Source organism: Dissulfuribacter thermophilus (assembly GCF_001687335.1).
GTDB lineage: Bacteria > Desulfobacterota > Dissulfuribacteria > Dissulfuribacterales > Dissulfuribacteraceae > Dissulfuribacter > Dissulfuribacter thermophilus.
Genome location: NZ_MAGO01000001.1, coordinates 15475 through 41481, shown reverse-complemented (window position 1 = coordinate 41481; position 26007 = coordinate 15475). Strand labels below are relative to the sequence as shown.

At 44.3% G+C, this 26007-nt stretch carries 24 protein-coding genes; 17 read left to right on the top strand and 7 right to left on the bottom strand.

Features of this window, described 5'->3' with window-relative positions:
- Positions 1 to 14: 14 nt before the first annotated feature.
- Positions 15 to 1892: a hybrid sensor histidine kinase/response regulator gene (locus tag DBT_RS00190; RefSeq protein WP_067615259.1), complete on the top strand. Its 1878-nt coding sequence runs from the start codon at positions 15 to 17 to the stop codon at positions 1890 to 1892.
- Between the two features lie 343 nt (positions 1893 to 2235).
- On the opposite strand, the gene DBT_RS00185 is transcribed toward DBT_RS00190, so the two are convergent.
- A complete protein-coding gene (locus tag DBT_RS00185) occupies positions 2236 to 2694 on the bottom strand; it encodes a DUF3592 domain-containing protein (RefSeq protein ID WP_067615257.1) in 459 nt (152 codons plus the stop codon).
- A 161-nt stretch (positions 2695 to 2855) separates the two neighbouring features.
- Positions 2856 to 5660: a hsp70 family protein gene (locus DBT_RS00180; RefSeq protein WP_067615255.1), complete on the bottom strand. Its 2805-nt coding sequence runs from the start codon at positions 5658 to 5660 to the stop codon at positions 2856 to 2858.
- A 482-nt stretch (positions 5661 to 6142) separates the two neighbouring features.
- Here DBT_RS00180 and DBT_RS00175 point away from each other — a divergent pair, with 482 nt between their 5' ends.
- The 15 genes from DBT_RS00175 (at position 6143) to DBT_RS00105 (ending at position 20316) form a co-directional block, all read left to right on the top strand.
- On the top strand, positions 6143 to 6454 hold the full coding sequence (locus DBT_RS00175) for a J domain-containing protein (RefSeq protein ID WP_067615253.1): 312 nt from the start codon (positions 6143 to 6145) through the stop codon (positions 6452 to 6454).
- Positions 6455 to 6461: 7 nt separating this feature from the next.
- Positions 6462 to 7679: an aspartate kinase gene (locus DBT_RS00170; RefSeq protein WP_067615251.1), complete on the top strand. Its 1218-nt coding sequence runs from the start codon at positions 6462 to 6464 to the stop codon at positions 7677 to 7679.
- Entirely contained in the window at positions 7676 to 9241 is a 1566-nt protein-coding gene (gene cimA, locus DBT_RS00165; RefSeq protein ID WP_067615249.1) for a citramalate synthase, read from the top strand. The genes DBT_RS00170 and cimA overlap by 4 nt, the downstream gene beginning before the upstream one ends.
- 45 nt (positions 9242 to 9286) lie before the next feature.
- The gene (locus DBT_RS00160; RefSeq protein WP_067615246.1) at positions 9287 to 9775 is read left to right on the top strand and encodes a ComEA family DNA-binding protein; all 489 of its coding nucleotides are present in this window, start codon (positions 9287 to 9289) and stop codon (positions 9773 to 9775) included.
- An 81-nt stretch (positions 9776 to 9856) separates the two neighbouring features.
- Positions 9857 to 10642, top strand: a complete 786-nt coding sequence (locus tag DBT_RS00155) for an ATP-binding protein (protein ID WP_067615244.1) — start codon at positions 9857 to 9859, stop codon at positions 10640 to 10642.
- Between the two features lie 139 nt (positions 10643 to 10781).
- The gene (gene fabD / locus DBT_RS00150) at positions 10782 to 11726 is read left to right on the top strand and encodes an ACP S-malonyltransferase (RefSeq protein WP_067615242.1); all 945 of its coding nucleotides are present in this window, start codon (positions 10782 to 10784) and stop codon (positions 11724 to 11726) included.
- 165 nt (positions 11727 to 11891) lie between these two features.
- Positions 11892 to 12005: a dual CXXC motif small (seleno)protein gene (locus tag DBT_RS12800; RefSeq protein WP_425248290.1), complete on the top strand. Its 114-nt coding sequence runs from the start codon at positions 11892 to 11894 to the stop codon at positions 12003 to 12005.
- 15 nt (positions 12006 to 12020) lie between these two features.
- Positions 12021 to 13964 (top strand): aconitate hydratase, encoded by a 1944-nt coding sequence (locus DBT_RS00145; RefSeq protein WP_067615240.1) that lies wholly within the window; start codon positions 12021 to 12023, stop codon positions 13962 to 13964.
- On the top strand, positions 13928 to 14731 hold the full coding sequence (locus DBT_RS00140; protein ID WP_067615238.1) for a shikimate dehydrogenase: 804 nt from the start codon (positions 13928 to 13930) through the stop codon (positions 14729 to 14731). The genes DBT_RS00145 and DBT_RS00140 overlap by 37 nt, the downstream gene beginning before the upstream one ends.
- A gap of 136 nt (positions 14732 to 14867) precedes the next feature.
- Positions 14868 to 16151 carry a 3-phosphoshikimate 1-carboxyvinyltransferase gene (gene aroA, locus DBT_RS00135; RefSeq protein WP_067615236.1) on the top strand — a complete coding sequence of 428 codons (1284 nt, stop codon included), beginning with the start codon at positions 14868 to 14870 and terminating at the stop codon, positions 16149 to 16151.
- Between the two features lie 237 nt (positions 16152 to 16388).
- Positions 16389 to 16931 carry a shikimate kinase gene (locus tag DBT_RS00125; protein ID WP_161939870.1) on the top strand — a complete coding sequence of 181 codons (543 nt, stop codon included), beginning with the start codon at positions 16389 to 16391 and terminating at the stop codon, positions 16929 to 16931.
- Positions 16921 to 17988 carry a chorismate synthase gene (aroC, locus tag DBT_RS00120; protein ID WP_067615233.1) on the top strand — a complete coding sequence of 356 codons (1068 nt, stop codon included), beginning with the start codon at positions 16921 to 16923 and terminating at the stop codon, positions 17986 to 17988. The genes DBT_RS00125 and aroC overlap by 11 nt, the downstream gene beginning before the upstream one ends.
- A 34-nt stretch (positions 17989 to 18022) precedes the next feature.
- Complete coding sequence (locus DBT_RS00115; RefSeq protein ID WP_067615231.1) at positions 18023 to 18802, top strand: prephenate dehydrogenase/arogenate dehydrogenase family protein; 780 nt, start codon at positions 18023 to 18025, stop codon at positions 18800 to 18802.
- Positions 18803 to 18805: 3 nt separating this feature from the next.
- The gene (locus DBT_RS00110) at positions 18806 to 19105 is read left to right on the top strand and encodes a DUF167 domain-containing protein (protein ID WP_067615228.1); all 300 of its coding nucleotides are present in this window, start codon (positions 18806 to 18808) and stop codon (positions 19103 to 19105) included.
- Positions 19105 to 20316 carry a type II secretion system F family protein gene (locus DBT_RS00105; RefSeq protein WP_067615226.1) on the top strand — a complete coding sequence of 404 codons (1212 nt, stop codon included), beginning with the start codon at positions 19105 to 19107 and terminating at the stop codon, positions 20314 to 20316. Before DBT_RS00110 ends, DBT_RS00105 begins: the two co-directional genes overlap by 1 nt.
- Before the next feature lie 52 nt (positions 20317 to 20368).
- Here the strand turns inward: DBT_RS00105 and DBT_RS00100 are convergent, their stop codons facing one another.
- From DBT_RS00100 to DBT_RS12310, 5 genes are all read right to left on the bottom strand, one after another.
- Positions 20369 to 20557, bottom strand: a complete 189-nt coding sequence (locus tag DBT_RS00100; RefSeq protein WP_067615224.1) for a hypothetical protein — start codon at positions 20555 to 20557, stop codon at positions 20369 to 20371.
- 12 nt (positions 20558 to 20569) lie between these two features.
- Positions 20570 to 20911, bottom strand: coding sequence for a hypothetical protein (locus tag DBT_RS00095; protein WP_067615222.1), 342 nt, complete (start codon positions 20909 to 20911; stop codon positions 20570 to 20572).
- Positions 20912 to 20920: 9 nt separating this feature from the next.
- On the bottom strand, positions 20921 to 21253 hold the full coding sequence (locus DBT_RS00090; protein WP_067615220.1) for a hypothetical protein: 333 nt from the start codon (positions 21251 to 21253) through the stop codon (positions 20921 to 20923).
- A 172-nt stretch (positions 21254 to 21425) separates the two neighbouring features.
- Positions 21426 to 21683, bottom strand: coding sequence for a sulfurtransferase TusA family protein (locus DBT_RS00085; protein WP_067615219.1), 258 nt, complete (start codon positions 21681 to 21683; stop codon positions 21426 to 21428).
- A gap of 62 nt (positions 21684 to 21745) precedes the next feature.
- Complete coding sequence (locus DBT_RS12310; RefSeq protein ID WP_067615217.1) at positions 21746 to 23089, bottom strand: YeeE/YedE thiosulfate transporter family protein; 1344 nt, start codon at positions 23087 to 23089, stop codon at positions 21746 to 21748.
- Between the two features lie 238 nt (positions 23090 to 23327).
- On the opposite strand from DBT_RS12310, the gene DBT_RS00075 reads away from it, so the two are divergent.
- Positions 23328 to 26006: a M16 family metallopeptidase gene (locus tag DBT_RS00075; RefSeq protein WP_067615215.1), complete on the top strand. Its 2679-nt coding sequence runs from the start codon at positions 23328 to 23330 to the stop codon at positions 26004 to 26006.
- Position 26007: the final 1 nt, after the last annotated feature.

Genomic DNA, 26007 nt, shown 5'->3' with positions numbered 1-26007 from the left:
TTTTGGGGGTTGTTTTGCTAGATAGTAAAAATTTTTTTCGTGATATTATAAACATAGTAAGTTCTTATTGCATGGTGTGCGATCTTGAAAAGAGAATCCTATTTGCAAATAAGGCATTAAGGGATGCAAGGGGCCTCGATGTGGAGGGTCAGAAATGTTTTGAGGTCCTCTATGGTAGAGATAGACAGTGTCCCTGGTGTCATATGGACAGGGCATTTGCTGGCGAGACCAATCAGGTCGAGGCCTATAATGAGCTGGAGAAAAAGTGGTATTCAATCAAAACATCTCCCATTGACTTAGGGGAAGGCCAAATAGGGTGTTTGTGTATCCTCACAGATATTACAAGCCAAAAAGAAGTCGAAGAGACAGTTGAAAAATGTGCAAAGTTTCTTGAATCAATAGTCCAGCACGCTCCAATGATAATTCTCGGAATTGAAGACGGAAAAATTCAGCTATTCAATGAGCAATGTGAAAAGGTTTCTGGGTATAAAAGAGATGAAGTATTGGGGAAAGATTTTATCGAACTATTTATACCCGAAGAAGAACAAGCTAGGATCCAAGATCATTGTAAGATCGTAAAAGAGGGTAACTTTGCTCCAGGGGTAGAATTTTCTCTCAAGACCAAAGAGGGCCGTTTGAGGCAAATAATTTGGAATTGCATACAGGTGGAGGGACTTCAGGGAAAGACTCTTGTCTTGTGTATGGGAATTGACGTCACTGATATGAGGAGGCTTGAACAACAACTTTTCCAGGCCCAAAAAATGGAGGCAGTTGGACGTATGGTGGGGGGCCTTGCTCATGATATAAACAATTTCCTTACGGCAGTGAGAAGTGGAGCTGAACTCGCCCTAATTGATTTGTCAGATCAAGAAAATACAAGAAAAAATTTGAAGAGAATCTTGGCTGCCGTAGAAAGGACGGGTGCGCTGACTAAGCAGTTACTGACTTTTAGTAGAAATGAGATGGTTCGTTTGGAGCCAGTAAATCTCAATAAGGTGGTTTTAGGCCTGGAGGACATGCTGAAAAAGCTTCTAGGAGAAGATGTCTATCTCAAGACGTTTTTGAATCCTGATATTGGATTAATTTATGCAGACAAGGGCCAAGTTGAACAAATTTTAGTGAATTTGGCAATAAATGCCCGTGATGCAATGCCAAACGGTGGAGTCCTACAGATAGAGACTGGAAAGACCATTATAGAAAATGAAACAGTCTCAGCAAAGCTTGGTATTGAGCCAGGAGAATACGTTATAATGATAGTCTCTGATACTGGGGAGGGGATTGATCCAAGGATAATTCCATACGTATTTGATTCTTTCTTTACCACCAAACCCAAGGGAAAAGGGACAGGACTAGGACTGTCTATGGTCTATTCCATTGTAAAACAAAGTGGAGGCCATATAAGGCTGTACAGTGACCAGGGAAAGGGTACTACATTTAAAATTTATTGGCCTACAATACCAATGGATGAAGGTATTTCAGATGTCAATGACTTGAAAAATGACAAGGAAGTTGCCTGCTCCAGAGGAGAGACAGTGCTAGTAGTAGAAGATGACTCCTTTGTGCTCGATACGGTGTCAGGCCTACTTGAGCGCCTTGGTTATAAAGTGTTAAGGGCAAGGAATGCTCAGGAAGCCACTGAAATAGCAAACATGCATGTAGGAGATATAGATCTTTTATTTACAGATATAGTACTGCCAGGGACAAATGGAAAGGATTTGTATGAAAATATAAGAAAAAATATCCCTGATATCAAAGTATTATTTACTTCTGGTTATACTGAGAATGTCATTTCACGCCATGGGGTTTTGGAAAAGAGGGTCAATTTCATCCACAAACCATTTGACTTTAGATCATTGGCCAAAAAGATTAGAGAAGTTTTAGATGAAACGTAATTGCCTGTGGGGGAGTTAGAAGGGGCTCTCTCGGTCCTGCATAGGGTGATAGAGGTATTTTTACGGTAAACTTTCATGACGAATGAAAGTTGTCACCCTGTATAAAAGTTTTGAGTTTTGAGTTGAAGGAAGAAAGACCTTTATAGAAGTTTTGAGTTGAATTAAGAGAACTTTGAACCTTGAAGTTTATATAGCGTCTTTGCCCTTCAGCCACAGGCTTTTGTCCATGCAGGGCTTGCTTCTACCTTCTGCCTTCTACCTGTTACTGCATAATGTACCATGCGAATTATCCCAACGGGTATTTTTACGGTAAGAAAAGGTAAGTAGAAAGTACAATGCTTGATTAGCGTCTGATTGAGCGCCGAAAGAGAGGCAATCCAACTGATATAGATATTAAACCGATTCCCCAAAGAAAAAAACACGTCCAATCAATACCAGGTTCAAGTAGTGACTGCTCAGGATCATCTGGGTTGTATCTAACAGTTACTTCCTTTCCCGAGGGATATTTTTTTAACACATCTTCAATGTGCCTTTGGTTTCCAAAACATCTCCATCCCGTATTTAGTCTATTGCCTTCAAAGATTTTATCTCCAACTTGGTAGAGGTACTGAATATCTATACAAAGTCCTGCAACACGAACGTCTTTTGTGGTCCGCCATTGTTCATATCGTGATATGAGAATTCTCCCCTTCGCAATAGGCCACGATTTTGCCTTAATGCCCTCTAATGCTCGAATGCTTCCATCCATAATGGCCCAAATTCCCACAGCTAAAAATAAAAATGAAAAGATCTTATATGCCATAGATCACCACCTAATTTAGAGTAAGTGCTAACATGGCCTATTTTACTTCAATTGAGGGTCTTGACATCTTTTATCCAGCATCTGGGACAGCCTGTCCGTCCTTTAAAGAAGAGCTGTTTTACAGCAACTGCCTATCAATTAGCCCTATTAACAGTTAAATTTTAGTCTTCGAGGACCAGTCCTAGGGGTAATTCTTCACCAAAAGAGTAAGATCTATCTTCTTCTTCAAGGGGAACTAGTTCTACGATTGGTCGCGTCAACTCATCATTTGCCCCAAGAGCCTGTAGCCACAGGCGTGTATCTTCCCTGTCTTCTCTTGTGAGGTCTCGTGCTCTGTCTCCTGTAAATCTGGCCATGGAGACCATTGCTCTGAAAAAGGACTGTGAGGGTTCGATATTAAAGGTCCTAAGTCTTTTGAGCCACCTTGAGACAATGTTTGGTGAAACCGTACGTTCCTGTGGGCCATAAAATAGTGATCTCGCCCCAATCTTTCCAAGGAGCCAGATTTTTGCTTTGACATGGGGATCTTGTGGTCTAATTATCTTTTTCTTGGCAAGTTCTTCAAGGATAAGTTCTCCTACATTGACTTTGTTTTGTGGGCCAATTTTTTCCAGGGCCCCTACTAGGAACAAAATTTCCTTTTTCTCTTCATTTGAAAGCTTTGGTGTCTTAGGTCCCCTCTTTCCCCTTTTCCCCTTGGTCTTTGAAAAAAGTACCTTAGAAATCTGCCCGAAGATCTGTTCCTGTTGACCAGGAGTTAATCCTGCAGAGACCCTTCTCCAAAAGATCCACCACTGTAGCCGGTCTGACAATTCATTTGGGAAATAAAGTCCTTTAAACCAGATAGGCCAAATAGATTTGATTCGCCATGGATCCACGGAGTCTCCAATCCCAGGTCTCAAGGTATAACCTGTTAAATTAAACCACTGAGCTTCGAGCGAGGGACTGAGTGCCCTCTTTTTTTCAAGTTTTAAAAGTATGTCGGTAATGGCCCTAAGCAAAGGGAGCGTCCAAAGATTCTTTTCCATCCCTATTAAATCCTGGAGGACCTTTGTTAGGGACATACCTTTTTTAGAACCGTCAAAAAATTCTTTTAAGACTCTTTCTGCCTCTTCTATTGCCTTTTTGTCTGCAGGTGAGAGAGCCTCTTCTTGGGTTGACTGTTTTTGCTTTACTCTTACTCCCTCTATAACATTTTCTTGGGGCATGGTTTTGGCTCTGGCCTTTTCCTGTGCCCTCAGATCAAACTGGAGTCTCCATCGATGTGGACTTTGAGATGACACACAAAACAGTTCCAAGGTGCCTATAGCTGTAACAGTCGCTCTTACATTGACTGGTATCTCTTTTTGGGCTCCTTTCTTCCCATATCTTAATACAGTAACTAGTGGGGGAAGCTCGTGGAGTTCACCAGCCTCTACCACTGCTCCTATTGAATCCCCCTTCCTAGTGGTGGAACTGTAAAGTTTAAAGGAGACTGGCTGATTTGTAATGGCCTTAAAAGTTCGGGGTACCTCTACTTCGCTCCCCTCTTCAGTCCCACGCTCTAGTACGCAAACAGCCTTTTTTGATTCTCCTTTATCCCCTTTAACCCCAATGTAATATGCCCGTGGAATCCCCCCGCCAACTTTTAGTCCAAGCCCCAATTTTGAAAGGCCGTAATAGGCAGCCCCCCTACTGATGGCAAGGTCTAAAGATTCACTTGTTAGGGCCTTAACTTTAGTCCCAGCCCAAGAAGAAATCACATTAAGTAGTTTTTCCCTGATTGGTTCTGGTTTGAGTGCACCACCGTTGAATAAGACATAGTTGGGAAGCACTCCTTGGCCATGGATCTTTATGAATCTAAGAAGGTGTCGAGTGACTGCAGGGTCACTCTCAAAAGGGAGCCCCATTTCTCTGAGGGCAGCCTCTTTCTTTGTATCCAATGGTTCGTCAAAGGGTATTTCTGGGAAAAAGCCTTCGAGTATATCTTTTAAAACCTCTGTCCTCTTAATTTCAGCGGTTAAGGTTCCAGCAACCAGGCCCCTTCCACGCCCAGCAATCCTCACCAACTCTGACTCTTTATTGGGATCTTCTAGTAATCGTTCCTTAATGGCTCGGATTTGATTGAGGAGGCCCTGCCATTCTAAGGGTTTCAGCTCTTTACCAAGTGCCTTTTCAGCCTTGGCAGTGAGGGCAAGATCAATGTTGTCACCTCCTAAGAGGAGATGATCACCTACAGCTTGACGTTCAAGCTGAATTTTACCCTGTGAAATATTACAACGGACTAGAGTGAAGTCCGTTGTACCACCGCCAACATCAAAGACCAGTATGAGATCTCCCTCTTTTAATAGGGATTCAATGCGATCTTCGTTGTAGGACAGCCAGGCATAGAAAGCTGCCAGAGGTTCTTCCAAAAGTGTGACGTTCTTTAATCCAGCCTCTTTGGCTGCTTCTAGAGTCAGCTCTCTTGCCACTTCATCAAACGAGGCTGGAACTGTTAGAACCACGTCCTGCTCCTCCATAGGTGCATCCATTACGTGGTTCCATGCCTTGCGCATGTGATGAAGGTAGGCACTTGATGCCTCAACTGGCGATACCTTTTCTACTACATCGTCTACCCCCCACGGTAGTATTTTTGCTTTGCGCTCAACTCCTCCGTGACATAACCAACTTTTTGCAGATGACACCATGCGACCAGGAAGGTCGAGTCCGCGGGTCCTTGCAAACTCACCAGTGATATGTTTGGGGGTCTTGTCCCAGGGGAGGGAAAGTGTGCCTGACAACCTTTCTTTTTCATCAGGCAAGTACAAGAAAGACGGCAGTGTGAATCTTTTGCCTATATGGCCTTCACCTACAAGTTGTAGGATCTCGAAACTTTTTATGTGAATGGCCTCTGGGCTTGCATCTGCAAGATCAACATAGCCTACAGCAGAATTGGTTGTCCCTAGATCTATTCCTATTATGTATCGAGCTGATTTTCCCGCCATAGATAAACATATTATTATGCATAGTTAAAAAAGGAAAGGGCCTATTATAAGTGTTGAGTTTTGAGTTATGAGTTTTGAGTTGAAGGAAGTTATAGTTATGTAGGTTGGGTTGAGCGAAGCGAAACCCAACAATACCGCTTACGGATTTAATACCAATATTTCATTTTTGATTTCAATATATTATGCAAACACAGAAAGTTGAGGTATTGAGTTGTGAGTTAGAGTAAACGACGTTTAATAACCCTATTCCTTCAACTTAAAACTCAACACTCAAAACTCAAAACTAAAAACTAAAAAAATCAGGGTCGGCCTAGTAGATAAACTTGCCAACTGCACGATTTCGGTTAAAAAGAATTCAAAGGCAGAGTTGGATAAACGGCCATGCCCTTCGGGCACAAAGAGCAATTAAAATGCTACTGCCTGGGAACGCAGAATGTTGAACCTTGAACATAGATGGATGGCTAGTTGAGAGAAGAATAATTATGGATTTGGATCAAAGGTGGAAGGAAATTGAAAAGGCGAGAAGGCTTCTAGGACTTCCTCCTAAGACAAGTAGGATTGAGATACAGGAGGCCTATAGGAAAAAATGTAGAGAGATTCACCCAGACCATACAGGTAAAAGGGACCTGGAGGAGGAACTCCAGAGGATCAATAGTGCATATAGACTTCTAATGGACTTTGCAGATAGATACCAGATGGATCTAACAAAAAATGAGGATGGAATGACAGATGAGGAATGGTGGTTCCATCATTTTGGAAGTGATCCAGTTTGGGGTAGAACTCGAGGAGGTTGAGAGATAAATGGCGCTTATTGTTCAAAAATATGGTGGGACATCAGTAGGTAGCCTTCAGAGGATTAAGCGAGTGGCGGAAAGGGTAATTAAGACTAAAGAGGCTGGCAATGATGTAGTAGTAGTCCTTTCTGCCATGGCAGGGGAGACAAACAGGCTCATTTCTCTTGCAAAAGAGATTCAACCCCATCCCGATCCTCGAGAACTTGATGTCCTCATGGCCACAGGTGAACAGGTGAGTATTGCCCTTTTTTCTATGGCCTGTATAGAGAGAGGGGTAGAGGCAAGGTCTTTTCTTGGGTTTCAGGTGCCCATTGAGACAGATTCGGCCCATACAAAGGCGAGGATTGAGAATATCAAGGCAGAAAAACTGAAACAGGCCTTAGCGTCTGGCATAATACCTGTGATTGCAGGTTTCCAGGGGGTAACCGAGGGTGAGAATATTACTACCCTAGGACGCGGTGGTTCTGACACCACTGCCGTTGCCCTTGCAGTGGCCCTTGGAGCAGATGTGTGCGAGATCTATACAGATGTTGAAGGGGTGTTTACGACTGATCCCAATATTTGCCCAAAGGCCAAAAAGATCGATAAGATTTCCTATGAAGAGATGTTGGAGATGGCAAGTCTTGGGGCAAAAGTCCTTGAGATACGCTCAGTAGAGTTTGCCATGCGATATGGCATGCCAATACACGTCAGGAGCAGTTTTACAGATGCTCCAGGGACCATGGTAGTAGAGGAGGATGAAAGCATGGAGTCCATACTGGTTTCAGGGGTTACATATAGTAAAAATGAAGCACGGATCACTATAAACAAGGTCCCTGATAGACCTGGTATAGCATCAAAGATTTTTACACCCATAAGTGATGCAAATATAGTGGTGGACATGATCATTCAGAACACCCGGGAAGGGGATTTAACAGACATGACCTTTACAGTGCCAAAACCAGATTATGAGACCGCCCTTGACATTGTCAAACGTGTTGCAAAGGAAATTGGTGCTGAAAAGGTCCAAGGTGACACAGACATCTCTAAGGTGTCTATAATAGGCGTTGGTATGAGGAATCATGCAGGTGTAGCTAGCAAGATGTTTGAGATTCTGGCAAATCACGGGATCAATATACTCATGATCAGCACCTCAGAGATAAAGGTTTCATGTGTCATAGATGAAAAATATACAGAGCTTGCAGTAAGGGCCCTTCATGAGGGCTTTGGGCTGGAGGAGCGATGATTGAAATCTATGATACCACCCTCCGAGATGGGACCCAGGCAGAGAATTTTAATCTTTCTTTAGAGGACAAGGTCAGAGTTGCCTTAAAATTAGATGAGTTTGGGATTGACTACATCGAGGGGGGATGGCCAGGTTCAAATCCGAAGGACGAGGCCTTTTTTAAAGAGATCAAAAATTATACACTCAAACACGCTATAATAACTGCCTTTGGAAGTACCCACCAGGCTAAATATTCTGAACCAGGTGAAGATCCTATTCTTAGAGCCCTTGTAGAAGCTGAAACCACCCATGTGACTATCTTTGGCAAGACATGGGACATTCATGTGAGAGATGCGCTGAGGATTAGCCTAGAGAGAAATCTCGAGTTAATCGGCGGATCTGTAAGGTGGCTCAAGGAGCAGGGGCGGACTGTATTTTATGATGCAGAACACTTTTTTGACGGCTTTAAGGCAAATCCAGAATATGCCTTAAAAACCATTAAGACGGCATGGGAGGCAGGGGCCAGCTGCATTGTCCTCTGTGATACAAATGGCGGGACTCTCCCTGAGGAGATTACTCAGATTATTCAAAGGGTGATTAAAGAGGTCGACCATATTAGGCTTGGAATTCACTGTCATAATGACTCAGAGCTTGCTGTGGCAAACAGCCTTGCAGCAGTTCGGTTTGGGGTCGTTCATGTCCAGGGCACAATAAATGGTTTTGGGGAAAGGTGTGGAAACGCAAATCTTTGTTCCATCATACCTGGGCTTGTCTTGAAGATGAAATACGAGTGTAATGCCGGAAAAAAACTCTCAATGCTCACTTCAGTATCGAGATTTGTGTCAGAAATAGCAAACTTATCCCCTAATAAGTATCAGCCTTATGTTGGTGAAAGTGCCTTTGCCCATAAAGGAGGAGTGCACGTTAGCGCTGTTCAGAGAAATCCTGAAACCTACGAACATATTCGTCCTGAGTTGGTTGGAAATGTACAGCGGATATTGATTTCAGATCTTGCAGGAAAAAGCAACGTCCTTGCCAAGGCCAAGCAGTTTGGCCTTGACATTGAAAGTAGAGATCCTGTGGTCATGGAGATAGTTGCAAAGCTGAAGGAACTCGAGGCCCAGGGCTTTCAGTTCGAAGGCGCTGAGGCATCTTTTGAGCTCCTCATGAGAAAGGCCATGGGACAGATCAAAAAATTCTTTGACCTTCTTGCATTTAGGGTCATTGACCAAAAGTGCAGGGAAGAAGACCCTCCGCAGGCAGAGGCAACTGTAATGGTTCGAGTAGGAGGGAGGACCGAGCACACAGCAGCATGTGGCCAGGGGCCTGTAAATGCCCTAGACAATGCAATTAGGAAGGCCCTCGAGACCTTTTATCCAGAACTAAAAGAGATGAGTCTTGTTGATTACAAGGTGCGAGTTCTTCCAGGACGTCCAGGTACTGGGGCAAAGGTAAGGGTCCTTATAGAATCCAGAGACAAAGAAGAAAAATGGGGCACTGTTGGCGTTTCACATGATATCATAGAGGCCAGTTGGCAGGCACTTGTGGATAGTATCACTTATAAGCTTATGAAAAAGTGTTGAGTTTTGAGTGTTGAATTTTGAGTTGGAGGAAAAAAGCTTTTAAAATTGTCAAATTCAAGGCCTGATCCCGGCAGAATAGCGAAACTCAACAGCAGTCACGTTGGTGAGAATATGGAGCAAGAGGTTGAAGGCAGGGGAGACGGCTATTTTTTTCTGTTTATTTTGATGATCATAGTGTTTTTTAATGCATTTTCGTATGTAAAATGGGGGATGCAACAATTTATCTCACAAGATAGCCGAGTATTGGAAGAAGAGGCTAGAAAGTTATTCAAGGGAACTGGTCCCGGGCTCCTTTTTTATCAAATACCCTCTGATATTGAGACAAATAGGGTGCTTACTCCTGTCCTCCTAGATTTGAACACCGCCACAGAAGAGGAACTCGAGTTGATACCAGGGGTTGGTCCAAAGAGGGCGCTTGAGATTTTACAGGCCAGGAATGAAATGGGTTTTTTTCTTTCCAGAGAAGAACTGCTCTGGCCATATGGGCCAGTTTTGCCAACAGTTTTTGAAGTGTTGAAAGAGTATGCACATTAGCGCTTCAGAAGGTTTGAGTGTTGAGTTTTGAATTGAAGGAAAGAATTAAAATAGAAGTTTTGAGTTGAAGGAGAAAAGTCTATGACAAATATACCAAATAAAGCCTTGTGTCTTGCTATGGCTGGAAAGGGTGGTACTGGCAAGACAACCCTCTCTGCTCTCCTTGTTAAGTACCTTGTTTCCAGAAAGCTCACACCTGTACTGGCAGTGGATGCCGATGCCAACGCAAATCTCAATGAACTCCTAGGGGTTGAGGTAGAGACTACCCTGGGAGAGATCAGGGACAGAATGAAGACAGAGACCCCTCCAGGCATGACCAAGAATGAATACATGGAAATGCATATTAATCAGGCCATCATAGAAGAGACCGGTTTTGATCTCATTGTAATGGGACAACCTGAGGGACCAGGTTGCTATTGTATGGCAAACTCCATTCTTGCCCAGGTAATAGAGAAATTGATGAAGAGTTATAGGTACCTTATCGTAGATAATGAGGCTGGTATGGAACATTTAAGCAGGTTGAACCTGCGAGATATTGAGACACTTTTTGTGGTCTCTGATGCCTCATCAAGGGGAGTGCTTACAGCTACACGAATTGCATCCTTGACTTCTTCGTTGGGTGTTGAGGTAGGCAAGAAGGTCCTAATAGTGAATAAGGCTCCTAAGGAAGTTCCAGAGGCATTAGATAAACAGGTGCGTGAGGCGACCGAAAAGACAGATCTCGTGTTCGGAGGATACATATCTCAGAGCGAAACTGTCTTTACCTATGAGGTAGAGCAAAGGCCCTTACTTGAACTCGAGGAATCGAGCGATGTAGTTAAGACGGCCTTTCAGATCTTTGATAGATTTGTTCCAGTTAAAAACTGAATCATTCAACTTTAAACCCACATTATGCACTGCGAAAGGGGCAAATCAATGCGCCTTGCATCTGGGCCAATCTCGCCAATTGCATAATTTGGGATAATTGATTTAACTAGAGGCGGATTTCTCCATAGGAGGCTAATAGATGGGAAATGAAGTTGCAATCTGTTTTCCTGGGCAAGGGACCCAATATGTGGGAATGGGACGATCAATTCTAGAGGGATTTGACAGGGCTGAAGAGGTCTTTTCCAAATGTGAAGATGTTGTTGGGCTTCCTGTAAAGGAGATCATGTTAAATGGTCCAATTGAAGAGCTCACAAGGACTGAAGTCCTTCAACCTGCACTTACTGCACTTGAGATTTCTCTTTTTCTTGCTCTAAAAGAAGAAGGAATACAACCCTGTGCCTGCGCAGGCCATAGCCTTGGCGAGTATCCGGCGCTTTATGCAGCAGGGATTTTAGGCCTTGAAGACTGCTTCTCCCTTGTATCAAAGCGAGGGGCATTTATGGAAGAGGCTTCACTAAAACGTCCTGGCGCCATGGCAGCTGTGATAGGTCTGGAGAGACCCCAGATAGAAGAGGCTGTGGACAGCGCCTCAACGCTCGGTGTTATATCACTTGCTAATTACAACAGCCCTGAGCAGATCATTATTACGGGTGAAAAGAATGCTATAAAACATGCATCTAAGCTCTTAAAGGATATGGGGGCACGGGTGATACCTTTAAAGGTAGCTGGTGGCTACCACAGCGAGCTCATGGCAGAAGCAGCAGAGAAGTTTAGAATGGCCGTAGATGGTGTGGAGTTCAAAAGGCCAGTTTTGACATATTATAGTAATGTCACGGGACTACCCGAACAAGAACCCTCTGTGATCAGGGATCTTTTGGTAGATCAGATAAAGAGTCCTGTCCTCTGGTACCCTATAATAAAGAATATGTTTGATTCTGGTATCAAGGTCTTTATTGAAATTGGTCCTAAGAAGGTACTCACTAACTTGATAAAAAAATCAGTACCATTAGATCAAGTCAAAACATACCAGTTTGAGGATCTAGAAGGCTTAAAAGAAGTATGCAAGGCCTTAAAAAAGTTTTAAGTTTTGAGTGTTGAGTTTTAAGTTGAAGGAACAACCTGCCTATTTTGAATTTTTTACTTTGACGGAGGTCTGCTTACAGGAGGAGTTATGAAAAAAGAAAATGAAGTGGGATTGAAATGTAAGATCTGTGGCTCTGACTTGGAGCTATGTGTCCGCTGAAGGCGAGTGGCCCTTAGGTGTAAGGGGTGTTCAAAGACGTATTCTATTTCGGAATACGCAGATAAACTAGATGAGCGGACCGAAAGGATGCTCGGTTTTGTAAGATCAGACAGGGTTTAATTTTAGGAGGAGAAGATGGCACAGGGTACTGTTACTGAAAAGATTATTGAAAGACATTTGGTTGAAGGAGAGCTCAAACCAGGCACTCCCATAGCAATAAAGATAGACCAGACCCTCACTCAGGATGCAACAGGTACTATGGCATACCTCGAGTTCGAGGCCATAGGAATTGATAGGGTTAGAACAGAGCTTTCTGTGAGCTATGTAGATCACAATCTCCTTCAGACAGATTTTAGAAACGCTGATGACCACAGGTTCCTACAGAGTATTGCGGCACGCTTTGGCATTCACTTTTCAAGGCCTGGAAATGGGATCTGTCATCAGGTGCACCTAGAAAGGTTTGCACGTCCAGGAAAGACCCTCCTTGGCTCCGACAGTCACACCCCCACAGCTGGGGGATGCGGAATGCTTGCAATCGGTGCTGGAGGTATGGACGTAGCCCTTGCCATGGCAGGGCAGCCATTTCATCTTAGGATGCCAGAGGTAGTGGGAATACACCTCACTGGCAAGCTTTCCCCGTGGGTTTCAGCAAAAGACGTCATACTTGAGCTCTTGAGAAGGCTGAGTGTCAAGGGAGGAATAGGGAAGGTTATGGAATATTTCGGCCCTGGGGTAAAGACCTTGAGCGTACCTGACAGGGCGGCTATAGCCAATCTCGGTACAGAGCTTGGTGCAACTTCAACAGTATTCCCCTCTGATGAAATCACATTAAAGTTTTTGAAGGCCCAAAAAAGGGAAGATCAGTGGGAGGAGCTTATATCTGAGCCTGATGCACAGTACTCAGAGGTCATTGAAATAGATCTATCGACCCTTGAGCCTATGGCAGCCTGTCCTTCTTCACCAGACAACGTGGTGAAGGTAAAAGAGCTGGAAGGCAAGCCAGTTGCCCAGGTAATAGTTGGATCATGTGCCAATTCCTCTTTTAGAGACATCCAGGTGGTGTCCAAGGCACTTCATGGGAAATTTATCCATCAGGATGTGAGTTTTGAAATCAATCCTGGAAGCCGCCAAGTGCTTGAGATGGCGGAAAAAGAAGGTTTACTCAGAGATCTCATCCATGCAGGGGCTCGTATTCACCAGTCAGGGTGCCTTGGTTGCATTGGCATGGGACAGGCTCCCCCGACAGATGCGATAAGTCTCCGCACATTTACAAGAAATTTCCCTGGCCGTTCTGGAACAAAGCCTGATCAGGTCTATTTGGTGAGTCCAGAGACTGCTGTGGCCTCTGCCATTCATGGGAAGATCACAGACCCAAGGAGCCTGGGTGAGGCACCAGAACTGGTTGAGCCAGATGAATACATCATAAACGACTCAGGCATAATACCTCCACCGGAAGATGGTTCAAAGGTAGAGATAGTTAGAGGCCCGAACATCAAACCCCTACCTCAATTCGATCCCCTTCCAGAAGATCTTGAATTAGAGGTCATCTTGAAGGTTGGAGACAATATTACAACTGACCACATAATGCCGGCAGGTTCTAAGATATTGCCGTTGAGGAGCAACTGTCCTGCTATAAGCGAATACTGTTACAGTGCAGTAGACGCGGATTTTGCAAAGAGGGCAAAGACTGGTGGTCCTTGGGTAGTAATAGGTGGGGAAAATTATGGTCAGGGCTCATCGCGAGAGCATGCGGCCCTTGCTCCCAGGTATTTGGGTGTGCGGGCAAAACTCGTAAAGGGCTTTGCAAGGATACATAAGGCAAATCTCATCAACTTTGGAATTATTCCTTTAGTACTTAAAGACCCGAATGATTATGATCACCTTGAACAGGGGATGAAATTAAGCATTAAAGGGATTCGCTCTGCCCTCTTAGAAGGGAAGGATGAGATAGAAATTCTACTGGATAATGGGAAGACGGTTCAGGCCGTTATGGAGCTTTCAGACAGAGATCGTGACATACTAGTAAAAGGTGGGCTATTAAATTGGGTGAAGGAAAAGGTACAAAGCTCTACGGAATAATCGGCCATCCAGTCGCCCATAGCCTCAGCCCTAATATGCACAATGCCGCATTTAAGGCATTGGGTATAAATGCTGTGTATCTTGCCTTTGATGTGGTTGATCTGAGGGGGGCCATTCAGGGTGTAAGGGCCTTAGGCGTTAAGGGGCTTTCTGTTACAGTGCCCCATAAGGAAGCGGTTATTGAGTTTATTGACGTGGTAGACCAACACGTACGGAGCATTGGGGCCCTGAATACCATAGTTAACAACGATGGGCTCCTTTATGGAACTAACACCGATTGGCTTGGAGCTGTCAGGGCCATAGAGGAGATATGCCCGATTGCTGGAAAAAGGGCCCTAGTAGTTGGCGCCGGAGGCTCTGCAAAGGCCATAGTCTACGGTCTGACCTTAAAAGGGGCCACAGTACATGTGGCAAATAGGACTGAATCAAGGGCAAAAGAGCTAGCAGACCGCTTTGGAGCTACATTTTCAGGGCTCAGCCTCTCAGAGGAATTATCATTTGACATCCTCATAAATGCCACAACCTGTGGTATGGGAGGGGATACAACCATGCCTGTCTCAATTGAAGTTGTGAAAAAGGCAGAGGTAGTGATGGACATAGTGTATGCCCCCCTCGAAACACCGCTTTTGAAGACAGCCAAAGCCCTTAAAAAGACTACTATTGATGGCTTGAAAATGCTTCTTTATCAAGCTGTTGGCCAGTTTGAGCTATGGACAGGAAAAAAGGCGCCAGTAGAGGTCATGAAAAATGCTATATATGGGGCTTAAGTTTGAGTGTTGCTGACAGAGTATAACCTAAATCCTGCACGGCAAATGGAGACAAAAAATGATTTTCCCGCCTTGCATCTTGGGCAAACTCGCCAATTGCAGGATTTAGGTCGAATTGGAGTAGAGGGAGTAGATTATGCCCTTGTTGGAAAAAACTATTTGTGTCCCAGGTTCAAAGAGTATAACCCAAAGGGCCCTTGTTACAGCTGCGCTTGGACAGGGGACCTCAACCATAGTTGGTCCGTTAAGGAGTGAAGATCCGCTACTTCTAAAGGATGCCCTTGTTGCCCTAGGATGCAATATTGAAGAAAAAGGAGATGACTGGGTCATTAACGGTACAGGAGGGAATTTCGCTCCAGCCCAAGGGAAGTGTTCTATTTTTATGGGGAATAATGGGACTGGCATCAGATTTCTTACTGCTGTGGTCTGTCTCCTAGAGAAAGGCCCAGAGATAGAACTTACATGTACCAAGAGGATGGAAGCTCGTCCAATCGAGTCACTTCTTCAGGCCCTTAGGGCAATGGGAGCCAATGTGAAAAGCAAGTTCAATACAGGTTGTCCTCCAGTTGTTATTGTGCCTGATGGCTCCTTTAAAGGCGGTGATGTAACCATAGATGCCTCAAAAAGCAGTCAGTATCTATCTGCACTTTTACTCATTGCGCCCTATACAAAGATACCTACGAGGATTTCTCTTGTTGGCCCCCTTGCATCAAGTCCATATTTGAAAATAACTCTTTCAGTAATGGAGGCCTTTGGAATAAAGGTCGAAGAAGACAGTGGGGCCTTTTTAGTTCCTCAGGGCAGTTACAGGGCAAGAGAATTTCAAATTGAAGGAGACGCTTCAAGTGCCTCCTATTTTTTTGCAGGGGCAGCTATTACAGGCTCATCAGTGACAGTAGAAAATCTGCCTCAAGATTCCATTCAAGGAGATGCAAGGTTTGTGGATCTCCTTGAGAAGATGGGGTGCACTGTCATGCGTTCTCAAAAGGGGACGACTGTAGTGGGTCCATCTGTTGGTGGGCTCAAGGGGGTCGAGGTCAGCATGAAGGACATGCCGGATATGGTTCCAACGCTTGCTGCAATCGCCCCTTTTGCTAATGGTACAACGGTTATTAAAGATTGCCCTCATCTTAGGATTAAGGAGACGGATAGGCTAGCTGCCATGGCTACTGAGCTTGCCCGCCTTGGTGCAGATGTAGAGGAGTTAGACGATGGGCTAATAATCCGTGGCGGTAAAGGTCTCAGACCTTCGCGGATAAAAACCTATGATGATCACAGGATAGCCATGAGCTTTGCTGTTGTGGGGTTAAAGGTTAAAGGCCTTGAAATCGAAGACCCAAGCTGTGTTAAAAAGTCCTTTCCAGGTTTTTGGGAGCTATGGGACAAAACCTTTTTAGAAGTTTTGAGTGTTGAGTTTTGAGTTGAAGGAAAGGAACTTTGGAAGTGTTGAGTGTTGAGTTGAAGGGGAAAAACATGGTAAGGGTCGGTCTACGCAGCGGTTTCTTGTACAAAGGTAATTCTTTTAAGGATGTTACCAACGACTTTGACAGGACCGTGGCTGGCCCTATCACACACTTGACACCGTTAACTCATAACTCAAAACTCAACACTTTTAAAAGAGTCGGAGTTGCGGTCTTTGGAGAAGGAGAGAAATAGATTGCCTGATCAGCAAATCAATAAGATTCTCCTAGTGGGCTTTAGGGCCACTGGAAAGACTACCTGTGGTAGATTGTTGGCAAGTAGCCTTGGCTGGGGCTTTATAGATATGGACGAAGAATTAAAAAAACGCATGGGGAAAGAGATCAGTGAAATAGTTAGGGAAAAGGGATGGGATTATTTCAGAGCAAAAGAGCGCTTGCTCTTAAAAGAGATCCTTTTTGATAGCGATGATAAGAGACTAGTAGTTTCAACTGGTGGCGGAGTTGTTTTACACAAGGACATATTATCAGATCTTCCTGGGGATACCCTAGCAGTATGGCTTCGGGCTAGCCTAGAGACCATTCAAAAAAGGATGTCAAAGGATTCAGCCACTGCCCATATGAGACCCGCTTTGACGGATCAGGGTGATCCCATAAACGAAGTAATGGAAGTGCTTAGAGAAAGAGAACCCCTCTACAGAGAGTTTTGCCACATTGCCATCGACGTGGATGATTTAAGCCCTGCGCAAATTTCAGAGAGGATTTTGAGTTATGCCAGGTAACATCTTTGGGACCCTTTTTAGAGTTGTGACATGGGGAGAAAGTCATGGCCCTGCAATAGGTGCGGTCATAGACGGTTGTCCCCCAGGGCTTCCAATTAGTCCTGAGGTTATCCAGGAGGAATTGGACAGGAGAAGGCCAGGTAAGGGCGGCGTTGCCGAGACATCTAGGCGTGAACCTGATCGTGTAGAGATACTTTCTGGTACGTTTGAGGGAAAGACTACAGGTACGCCTATAAGTCTTATAATCTGGAACAAGGACCCAAAACCAGGTGCATATGACCATCTAAGGGACATATTTCGTCCTGGACATGGGGATATAACCTATCTTAAAAAGTATGGTATCAGAGATCATCGTGGAGGGGGAAGGTCCTCAGGCAGGGAGACCGCAGCGCGTGTTGCCGCAGGGGCAGTTGCAAAAATTCTGTTAAAAGAACACGGAATCGATGTTATGGCCTATACAGTCGCCCTTGGAGGCATTGAAGCCAAGGAGCGAGACCTCAGTGTCTGTAAGGAAAATCCATTTTTTTGCCCTGATAGAGATGCAGCTGAGAAGATGAAAGAGCGGGTGCTTCAGGTGAAAAAAGATGGAGATAGCCTTGGGGGAATTGTGGAGGTTTTGTGTAAAGGAGTCCCTCCTGGGCTGGGAGATCCTGTGTTTGACAAACTAGATGCAGATCTTGCCAAGGCCGTGATGTCAATAGGAGCAGTAAAAGGAGTTGAAATCGGGGCGGGATTTAAGGCCTCTACACTTTTGGGTTCAGAAAACAATGATCCTATTACTCCTCAAGGTTTTCTCACAAATAATGCAGGAGGAATACTTGCGGGAATTTCTAATGGGGCAGAAATAATCTTGAGAGCTGCTGTTAAACCTATTCCCTCTATCGCTCAGGAGCAAAAGACCATAGATGTTGAGGGGCGCTCCACAACTATTAAGATTGGTGGAAGGCATGATATTTCGGCAATTCCTAGGATAGTGCCTGTGTGTGAGGCTATGGTAAGGCTTGTGCTGGCAGATCATTTGCTTAGACAAATGGTAAATGCTCAGGCCAAGAGATAAAGGTGAAAGCTGAAGAGCATGTGGAGTAAGCAGCATGGAAAAAACGCCTAAGACTATAGGTATCATTGGCGGAAAGGGAAAGATGGGGCAGTGGTTTGCAAATTTCTTCAAGGAACAGGGATACGCGCCAATGATTTCAGATGTAGACACTCCTGTCACATCTGTGGACGTGGCAAAAGAGGCAGACGTAATTGTGGTCTCGGTCCCCATGGAGGTTTTTCCAAAAATTATTGAGGAAATTGGTCCACACATCCCAGAGTCCAGTTTTTTGACAGATCTATGTTCTCTCAAAGAGACCCAGGTGGCATGTATGCTGGAGCATACTAAGTGTGAAGTCTGTGGTACTCACCCATTATTTGGCCCTTTTGAAGAGAGTATCGAAGGTAGGCGCTTGGCAATTTGTCCAGGTAGGGGAGAGGAATGGACTGAATGGTGGGACAAGCTCTTACGAAATGCCGGTGCCAAGACCTTTTTTGTGTCTCCAGAGGAGCACGATACAGTGATGGCCTGGGTACAGGCCTTAAATCATTTCCTACTTGTTACGCTGGGTATGAGTCTTGAGGATTCATATACTGATAAAGAAACCCTCTTTGGGCTTGCGACCCCAAGTTTTGAGCGTCAGATGAACATCGTTGAAAGACTGAGACTCCAAGATCCAGAGCTATATGCAACCATTCAATTTTCTAATCCACATACCCTGGAGGCATTGGGTGGTTTTATGGATCATGCCATGAGACTTTATGACATCATTAAGTCTGGTGACAGAAAGGGGTTTATAGAGGTTTTTAAAAAGGTTCAGAGTTTTGGGCGTTAGAAAATGGGATATTTTAAGGGGTACAAAGGTGGTATTCTCATAGAGGTACACTGTCAGCCACGTGCCTCGCGCTCTGAATTCGCAGGTCTTTATGGTGATGCAGTGAAGCTCAGGTTAAAGGCCCCGCCTGTTGACGGTAAGGCCAATGAAGAGGCCATCAAGGTGATATCAAAGGTATTTGGAGTCCCCAAGAAGCACATATTGCTGAAGGCAGGTCAAAGTTCCAGAAAAAAGACCTTTTTTATAGAGGGTGTTGGGCTAGAGGATGTAAAAAAGCTTATTGACAAGGGGGTACTTCCCTGATGCCTGTCTATGTCTGGCACGGCGTAACCTCAACCGGAGAGAAGAAAAAGGGAGAGATTGAGGCCAAAGACGAACGAATTGCCCGGTTAATTCTTAGACGCCAGCGCATTAGGGTTACAAAAATAAAGAAAAAGCCCAGGGATTTACTGGCTGATATCAGCTTTTTTCAGCCCAAGGTGAAGACAAAGGATGTGGTGGTCTTTACAAGACAACTTTCCACCATGATAGATGCAGGCCTTCCGCTGGTTCAGGGGCTTGATGCCCTGGTTGAGCAGCAGGAAAATAAGACATTCAAAAAGATCCTCCATGAGATCAAGCAGGATGTGGAGAGTGGTTCTACGTTTGCAGATGCACTGAAAAAGCACCCTAAGATCTTTGATAGGCTTTATTGTAACATGATTCAGGCCGGTGAGATCGGAGGTATACTAGATGAGGTAATGAAACGTCTCGCTACATATATGGAAAAGGCAGAGCGGTTAAAAAGAAAAGTCAAGGGTGCAATGATGTATCCTGCGATTGTGCTCACCATAGCAGTGGTTGTTTTGGCCATTATCCTCATCTTCGTCATACCCGTCTTTCAAAAGATGTTTGAAGAATCAGGGCATGCCCTTCCAGCTCCTACCCAGCTTGTAATAGATATCAGTGAATTTGTTAAAGCCTATATACTCCACATTATAGCGGCGCTTATTGGCCTTATAGTTGCCTTAAAAAAGTTTCATTCAACTGAAAAGGGGGCAAGGATTTTGGATAGGTTTATTTTAAAGGTGCCTGTCCTAGGGCCTCTCTTAAGAAAGGTGTCCGTTGCAAAATTTACCAGGACCCTTGGAACATTGTTGAACAGTGGTGTTCCAATTATTGACTCCCTCAATGTAGCAGCTGGCACTGCTGGTAATAAGATTGTCGAAGACGCCATTTACAAGGTAAGATCGAGTATAAGTGAAGGTAAGACTGTTGCCCAGCCGCTTTTGGAAAGTGGTATTTTCCCTAATATGGTGGTCCAGATGATATCTGTTGGAGAGACAACAGGTGCCTTAGACGACATGTTGAATAAGATAGCAGATTTCTATGATGAGGAAGTTGACGCTGCAGTAGACGCGTTGACAAGTGCTATTGAACCGCTAATGATTGTCTTCTTGGGGGGTACAATAGGTTCAATTATTATAGCGATGTATCTTCCGATTTTTCAAATGGCAGGAGCAGTTGGAGGTTGAGATATGAAAAGGGGGGCTGAGAGAGTTTAACAGCCCCCGCTTTCTTCGCCGTTTACCACCAGCTAATGGTCTGATCAGCTTCAAAAATCATTTGCACAAGGAGATCATAATTTGGATCTCCGTCATAGAGTTTGAATTCCTTAGCGTCTCTGTCGCGGTTCAATATTTCTACAAGCTTTTTTACGTCTTCGTTGGGTTCAGACCTATAGACGTGCAGGATTTTCTTTTTTTCTTCACTCATGGTTAACCTCCCTTATTCCTCTGCACATGCAGGTGGTGGAGTCTTGCTCTGCTTTGGTAGGCCGTATGGAATGATGAAATCGGCCTCTCTCATCTTCTCTCCGAGCTCTTCCAAGGTAATAGGTGTGAGCTCAACTCCCTCTGGAGCGTCTGCTCCACAGGTGAAGACGTCTCCCTCCATATCTCTGATCCAGTCTATGTTTTCCTTGACATATTCTGAGAAACGTGGGAATTCCCCATTCATTATGACTGCATATGCAAAGTGATTTTCTATTGCCAGTCCAAGGGTGGAGCGAATTCCATCCCCTGCATACATACGATTAGGAAGTAGCATAAATATCTTTTTGGATTCCATCTGACCCTCCTATAAAACCAAGTACTTTCCACATTCGTCAATTATCCCACCGTGAAATGCCTGGGTCCTCATCTGTTTTGGTGTGAGTCCTTTGGGCACATCTTTTTCAACATCATAACCTTCGCAAGTATAGCTATCTGCACAGATGGCAAGATTTTCTACTTCGCACATATTGGCGAGTTTAATAAAGTCTGAGTGTTTTGTAAGATGAATTGATTTGAATGTAAGAAATACCATTACCTTTTTGCCTGCCCTAACAGCAGCACTGACTATACCTAAGAGGTGCCTCATGTGCTGTGGGGAGGTGACAAATATACCTAATTTGTTCGGATCCTGAGCCATCCGTTTATACCTCCTACAAAGAGTGAAATTTACTAGTTAGTTCTTGTAGACACCCATACAATACCCCATCTGCGTGCAGTAGAGACTGCCTTTAGTCTCACTGCTCGCATCTGGGGTATCTTGCGAGTGATTACAACACGAGGAGTTTACCTACTTTGACTCCAATATCTGTTTACTTTTTCCTTATGTAGAACCTCATGAAACCGTCGTCTTCTTTTTCTCCGAGATACTCGTGACCGGCCCTTGCACACCATCCGGGGATATCATTTCTTGAGCCAGGATCTGTACCAAGGACTTCAAGAATTTCGCCAGAGTTGATCTTTTCGATTTCCTTTTTGGTTCTTAGAAGTGGCATTGGACAGCTGAGGCCCTTAGCGTCCAATGTCCTAGCAACTTCGAGACCATCTGGGGCTACTTTAAAGTCACTCATGGTTCCTCCTTAATGATTTTATTTTTATTCATGATTTCTTCCGTCTAAGGCGGAAGTGACGTCTACATGTTTACAATAAATTTGTTGGTATCTTCGTTCCAATCAACTATGAGATACCAGAGTCCCATAATAATTGCAATGAGAAGTAATGTTCCGCCGTAGCCAAACACATCGGGTAGATAAATGTGTTTACCTAGTTTGCTACCCACATGCATTGGCCCAACACCTTCCATATGTATGGCCTTGAACCAATGTACCATCAAGGCATTTGTAACTCCGAAGAATGGGACTACGAGCCAGAGTTTCATCTGCCCTTCGCCTACTCGCCAAAGGGTTCCACTACCGCAACCACCTGCTAACATTGCGCCGAGACCAAACAGAATGCCACCCAAGATGCCGCCCCAGCCAAATGTGCCGCGAACATAATTTACTGGGTCAAGTACTCTTTGGGCTCCATGAACTGCCTGCTGACTTGCCTCAATGACATCATCCAAGGTATCAGCTAGTTCTTCGTCGCTAATTTCATCTACATCAAGATCTTCAAGGGCAGAAACTACCGTAGTCTCTACTGCTACAGCAGAACCTCTTTGGGGAACAGCATATTTGAGAACTGCGGCACCGATAGCGACTATCATAATGCTTAGTGCCACTGATTTGGCCAGTGTACAATCACCTGTCATATGAGGTTCTCTAAATGCCTGGACCATGCACCATCTTCCGCGCTGCATTGCATAGCCTAGCCCTGCAGATATAAGGAGTATGCCACTCAGGGAAGCGACATATGAGTCATCTGAAGCTGAATAAGTATATGCGCCCCAAACCAAGGCCAATATTGTTATAATGGCCAAGATAATCTTTAAGGCGAATGGAAAGTCAATATTTTTTCCTCCGCTGGTCCCCCATGTTACGTGTTCCATCTCCCAGTAGATGTACTTCAATCCCATAATGACCCCTATAACAAGGCCAATCCACATGGTGAAACCATTGGCTGCAAGGTTTCCTATAGCATTGTACATACCACCCACATTACAGCCACCTGCAAATGCAGAGCCTATCCCCATGAGAATTCCAGCCATTACGGCTTTACACAATTCCCATGGTGGTGGGAATTTGAATGAGAAGTCATTTCCAAGACATGCCGATACAAAAGCCCCTGCTACAAATCCTATGCCGATTACAGAGCCAGAATTGATGATGAAACTTGGAGGAGGTGTATCAAATACTCCTAAACCATAAAGGATCCATTCCCCCCAGTTTCGAACTGCACCTACTGCACCCCATGGCCGCCACCATGCCATTATCAAGATGCTAAGAATCGCAATAATGACACCTGTAACTGTTGCATTCCACTCTGTCTGGCACAGATTCTTGTACAGATTCTTTGCCTTTTCCGCGAATGTACCCATGTATAAGCCCTCCTCAGTTTTCCATTATGTTTGATACTCTTGCATGAACCTAGTTTTTAAAATAGTCTAATTACAAGTATAATAGTGTGAAACGGTTCACGTTAATCCCCTGTATCAAAATTCACCTATGGTGTCAAGACCTGAAATGAATGGGGATTCACCAGGATATTTAACAAATTTACTGGCTTATGTAAGAGAATAATAAAACTGGTATGCTGCTGAAAAAGGAGAAATCATTATGTGTTACCCCAAAATCCAACTTGTTATGGTGATTTTCTTTGTCGTTTTTTTCTGTTTTTCAATGCATGGAGTTTGTCTGTCTAGAGAGCTAGCTCCAGGATTATATAAGGTAAAGATAGGAGACAGATTACCAGTTATAGTCAAAGAAAGTGCTAGAAGTCCGGTTGTGGCAATTCAGATTTGGGTGAAGGCTGGAAGCTCCTATGAGGCCAAAGATGAGTGGGGTATCACACATTTGATCGAACATATGATCTTTAAAGGAACTGATACTAGGGGAGCTGAAGACATTGGTGGGGCCATTGAAGCTGTTGGCGGTACTATAAATGCCTACACCTCGTTGGATTATACTGTTTATCATTGTGTAGTGCCAAAACAGTTTTGGAGAAAAGCGCTAAATATTTTGTCTGATGCGGTTTTACATGCCACCTATGATCAAAAGGAATTGGAGAGAGAAAAGAAGGTGGTACTTGAAGAGATCAGGATGCGCGATGATCAACCCACCTCGAGGCTCTCAAAGATGCTTATGAAAGAGGCATACGGCCCAGAGCATCCCTATGGCCATCCAGTAATAGGTTTTCCTGAGACAGTGTCCAAATTTTCCCGTTCTGATTTAAGGAAATATGTGCAAAAGAGATACACTCCTGAGAATATGGCAGTAATCGTAGTAGGAGATGTGGAAAGCTCACAGGTCTTTCCCGCAGTTCAAGAGGATTTTTTGACATTTGTCCGTTCAGCACCTACCAAAGCTTCAGCTCTCTCCCCAGCATCAGGAACCAAGCATCCAAGGGGGCTAAGGTTTGCAATCGATACTATGGATACAAAAGAAGGCTATGTTGCCATAGCCTTCAATGGAGTGCCAAGTTTTTCTGATGAAGACGCTCCAATATATGACGTGCTAGGGGCCATTTTAGGGGATGGTGAAAGTTCAAGGCTTGTTCGTCAGGTAAAAAACCGGCTGGGTTTGGTAAACGCAATAGATGCATATGCCTTTACTCCCAGATTAAACGGACTCTTCGAAATTAATATGACCCTTGATCCTGATAAAGTTAAAGATGCTCTAAGCCAGGTTTTTCAAGAACTTTTTAGGTTGAGAGAGGAGGGAGTCCTGGATGAAGAACTCGAGCGGGCAAAGACCCTGGTAGAAACCGATTTTGTCTATGGTCAGGAGCGAATGGAAGGGGAGGCAAGGAAGATTGGTGTCTTTGAATTCCTTGCAGGGAGTCCAGACAAGGTGAGTCAATATCTTGAAAAAGTCAGATCTGTCACACCTGAGGATATTAAGCGGGTAGCCTCAAAAATTTTTACGACAAAAGATATAACTATTTCTATGATTATGCCTGAAGGAAAAAGCGGAATTGTCAACAAAGAGGATCTATCTCTCTTGATTCAAGAGGCAGAACTTCAGGCAGGTGGGATTAGTCCTACAGGAGAGTTTGGTACAGTTCGACTTGTCAGAAAGGTAGAGCTCTCCAACGGACTGACGGTCCTCATTCGCGAGGTCCCAGAGGTCCCCACTGTGGGCATGAGAATTGTTTTTCCAGGTGGAGTTAGGTATGAAACTCCCAAAAACAATGGGATCTTTCATTTTCTTGCGACTACATGGACAAAAGGGACAGAGACTCATAGTGCAGAGGGGCTCGCTGAGATGATTGAAGGGCTTGGAGCTGGAATAAGCGGTTTTTCTGGGAAAAATACCTTTGGCCTTCAGGGTAGGTTTTTGAGCTCAAATTTTGATAAGGGCTTGAATCTTTTCGCAGAAATTTTGATGACTCCCACATTCCCTCAGGAAGAAGTGGAAAAGATGAAGCCAATTATTGTTTCTCAAATAAGACGTCAAGATGACTATCTGCCCTCTGTGGCCATGAGGGCATTTAATAGGCTTCTCTTTAGTCCCCATCCTTATGCTATGGATCCACTTGGCACCATAGAGAATGTACAGGGGGTTTCATCCAAGGATTTAAAGGAAACATACGAAAAATTTGCCATTCCCTCTAGGGGCGTACTCGCCATTGTAGGAGATGTAAATGCCGACGAACTAATAGCAACCCTAGAGACCCTTTTGGGAGGATGGCGAAAAGAGGAACTGGAAATCCTGCCAGAGCTTCCCAGTCCAGATCCGTTAGAAACTCCCAAAATTTCCACTATTAAGAGGGAACAAAAGGAGCAAACACATATTGTACTTGGTTTTGCTGGTCCTACCATTTCAGGGCTAGACCGTTATCCCATGGAAGTATTGAGCGCCGTCCTCTCTGGCATGGGTGGAAGACTATTTCAGGATCTAAGGGGACAAAAGGCCTTAGCCTATACTGTGACTTCAATGGTGGGTCTTGGTCTGGATTACGGCTCTTTTGCTCTGTACATTGCCTGTGCTCCGGAGAAGAAAGACAAGGCCTTAAAAGGTCTTTGGAAGGAGATTTATAGGGTACTTTCTGAACCAATCAGTCAGGAAGAATTAGAGAGGGCCAAGCACTGGCTAATAGGCCGTTATGAAATTGGTCTCCAGACAAATGGCGCACAGGCCATGGACATGGCATTAAATGAATTATATGGGCTAGGGTATAACTTTAGCACTAAATATGTGCAATCCATTTCAAAGGTTACAGCTGAAGACTGTATGAGCGTGGCTAAAAAATATTTGAGTCAAGATAGTTATGTGCTTGTAACTGTAGGTCCATAAC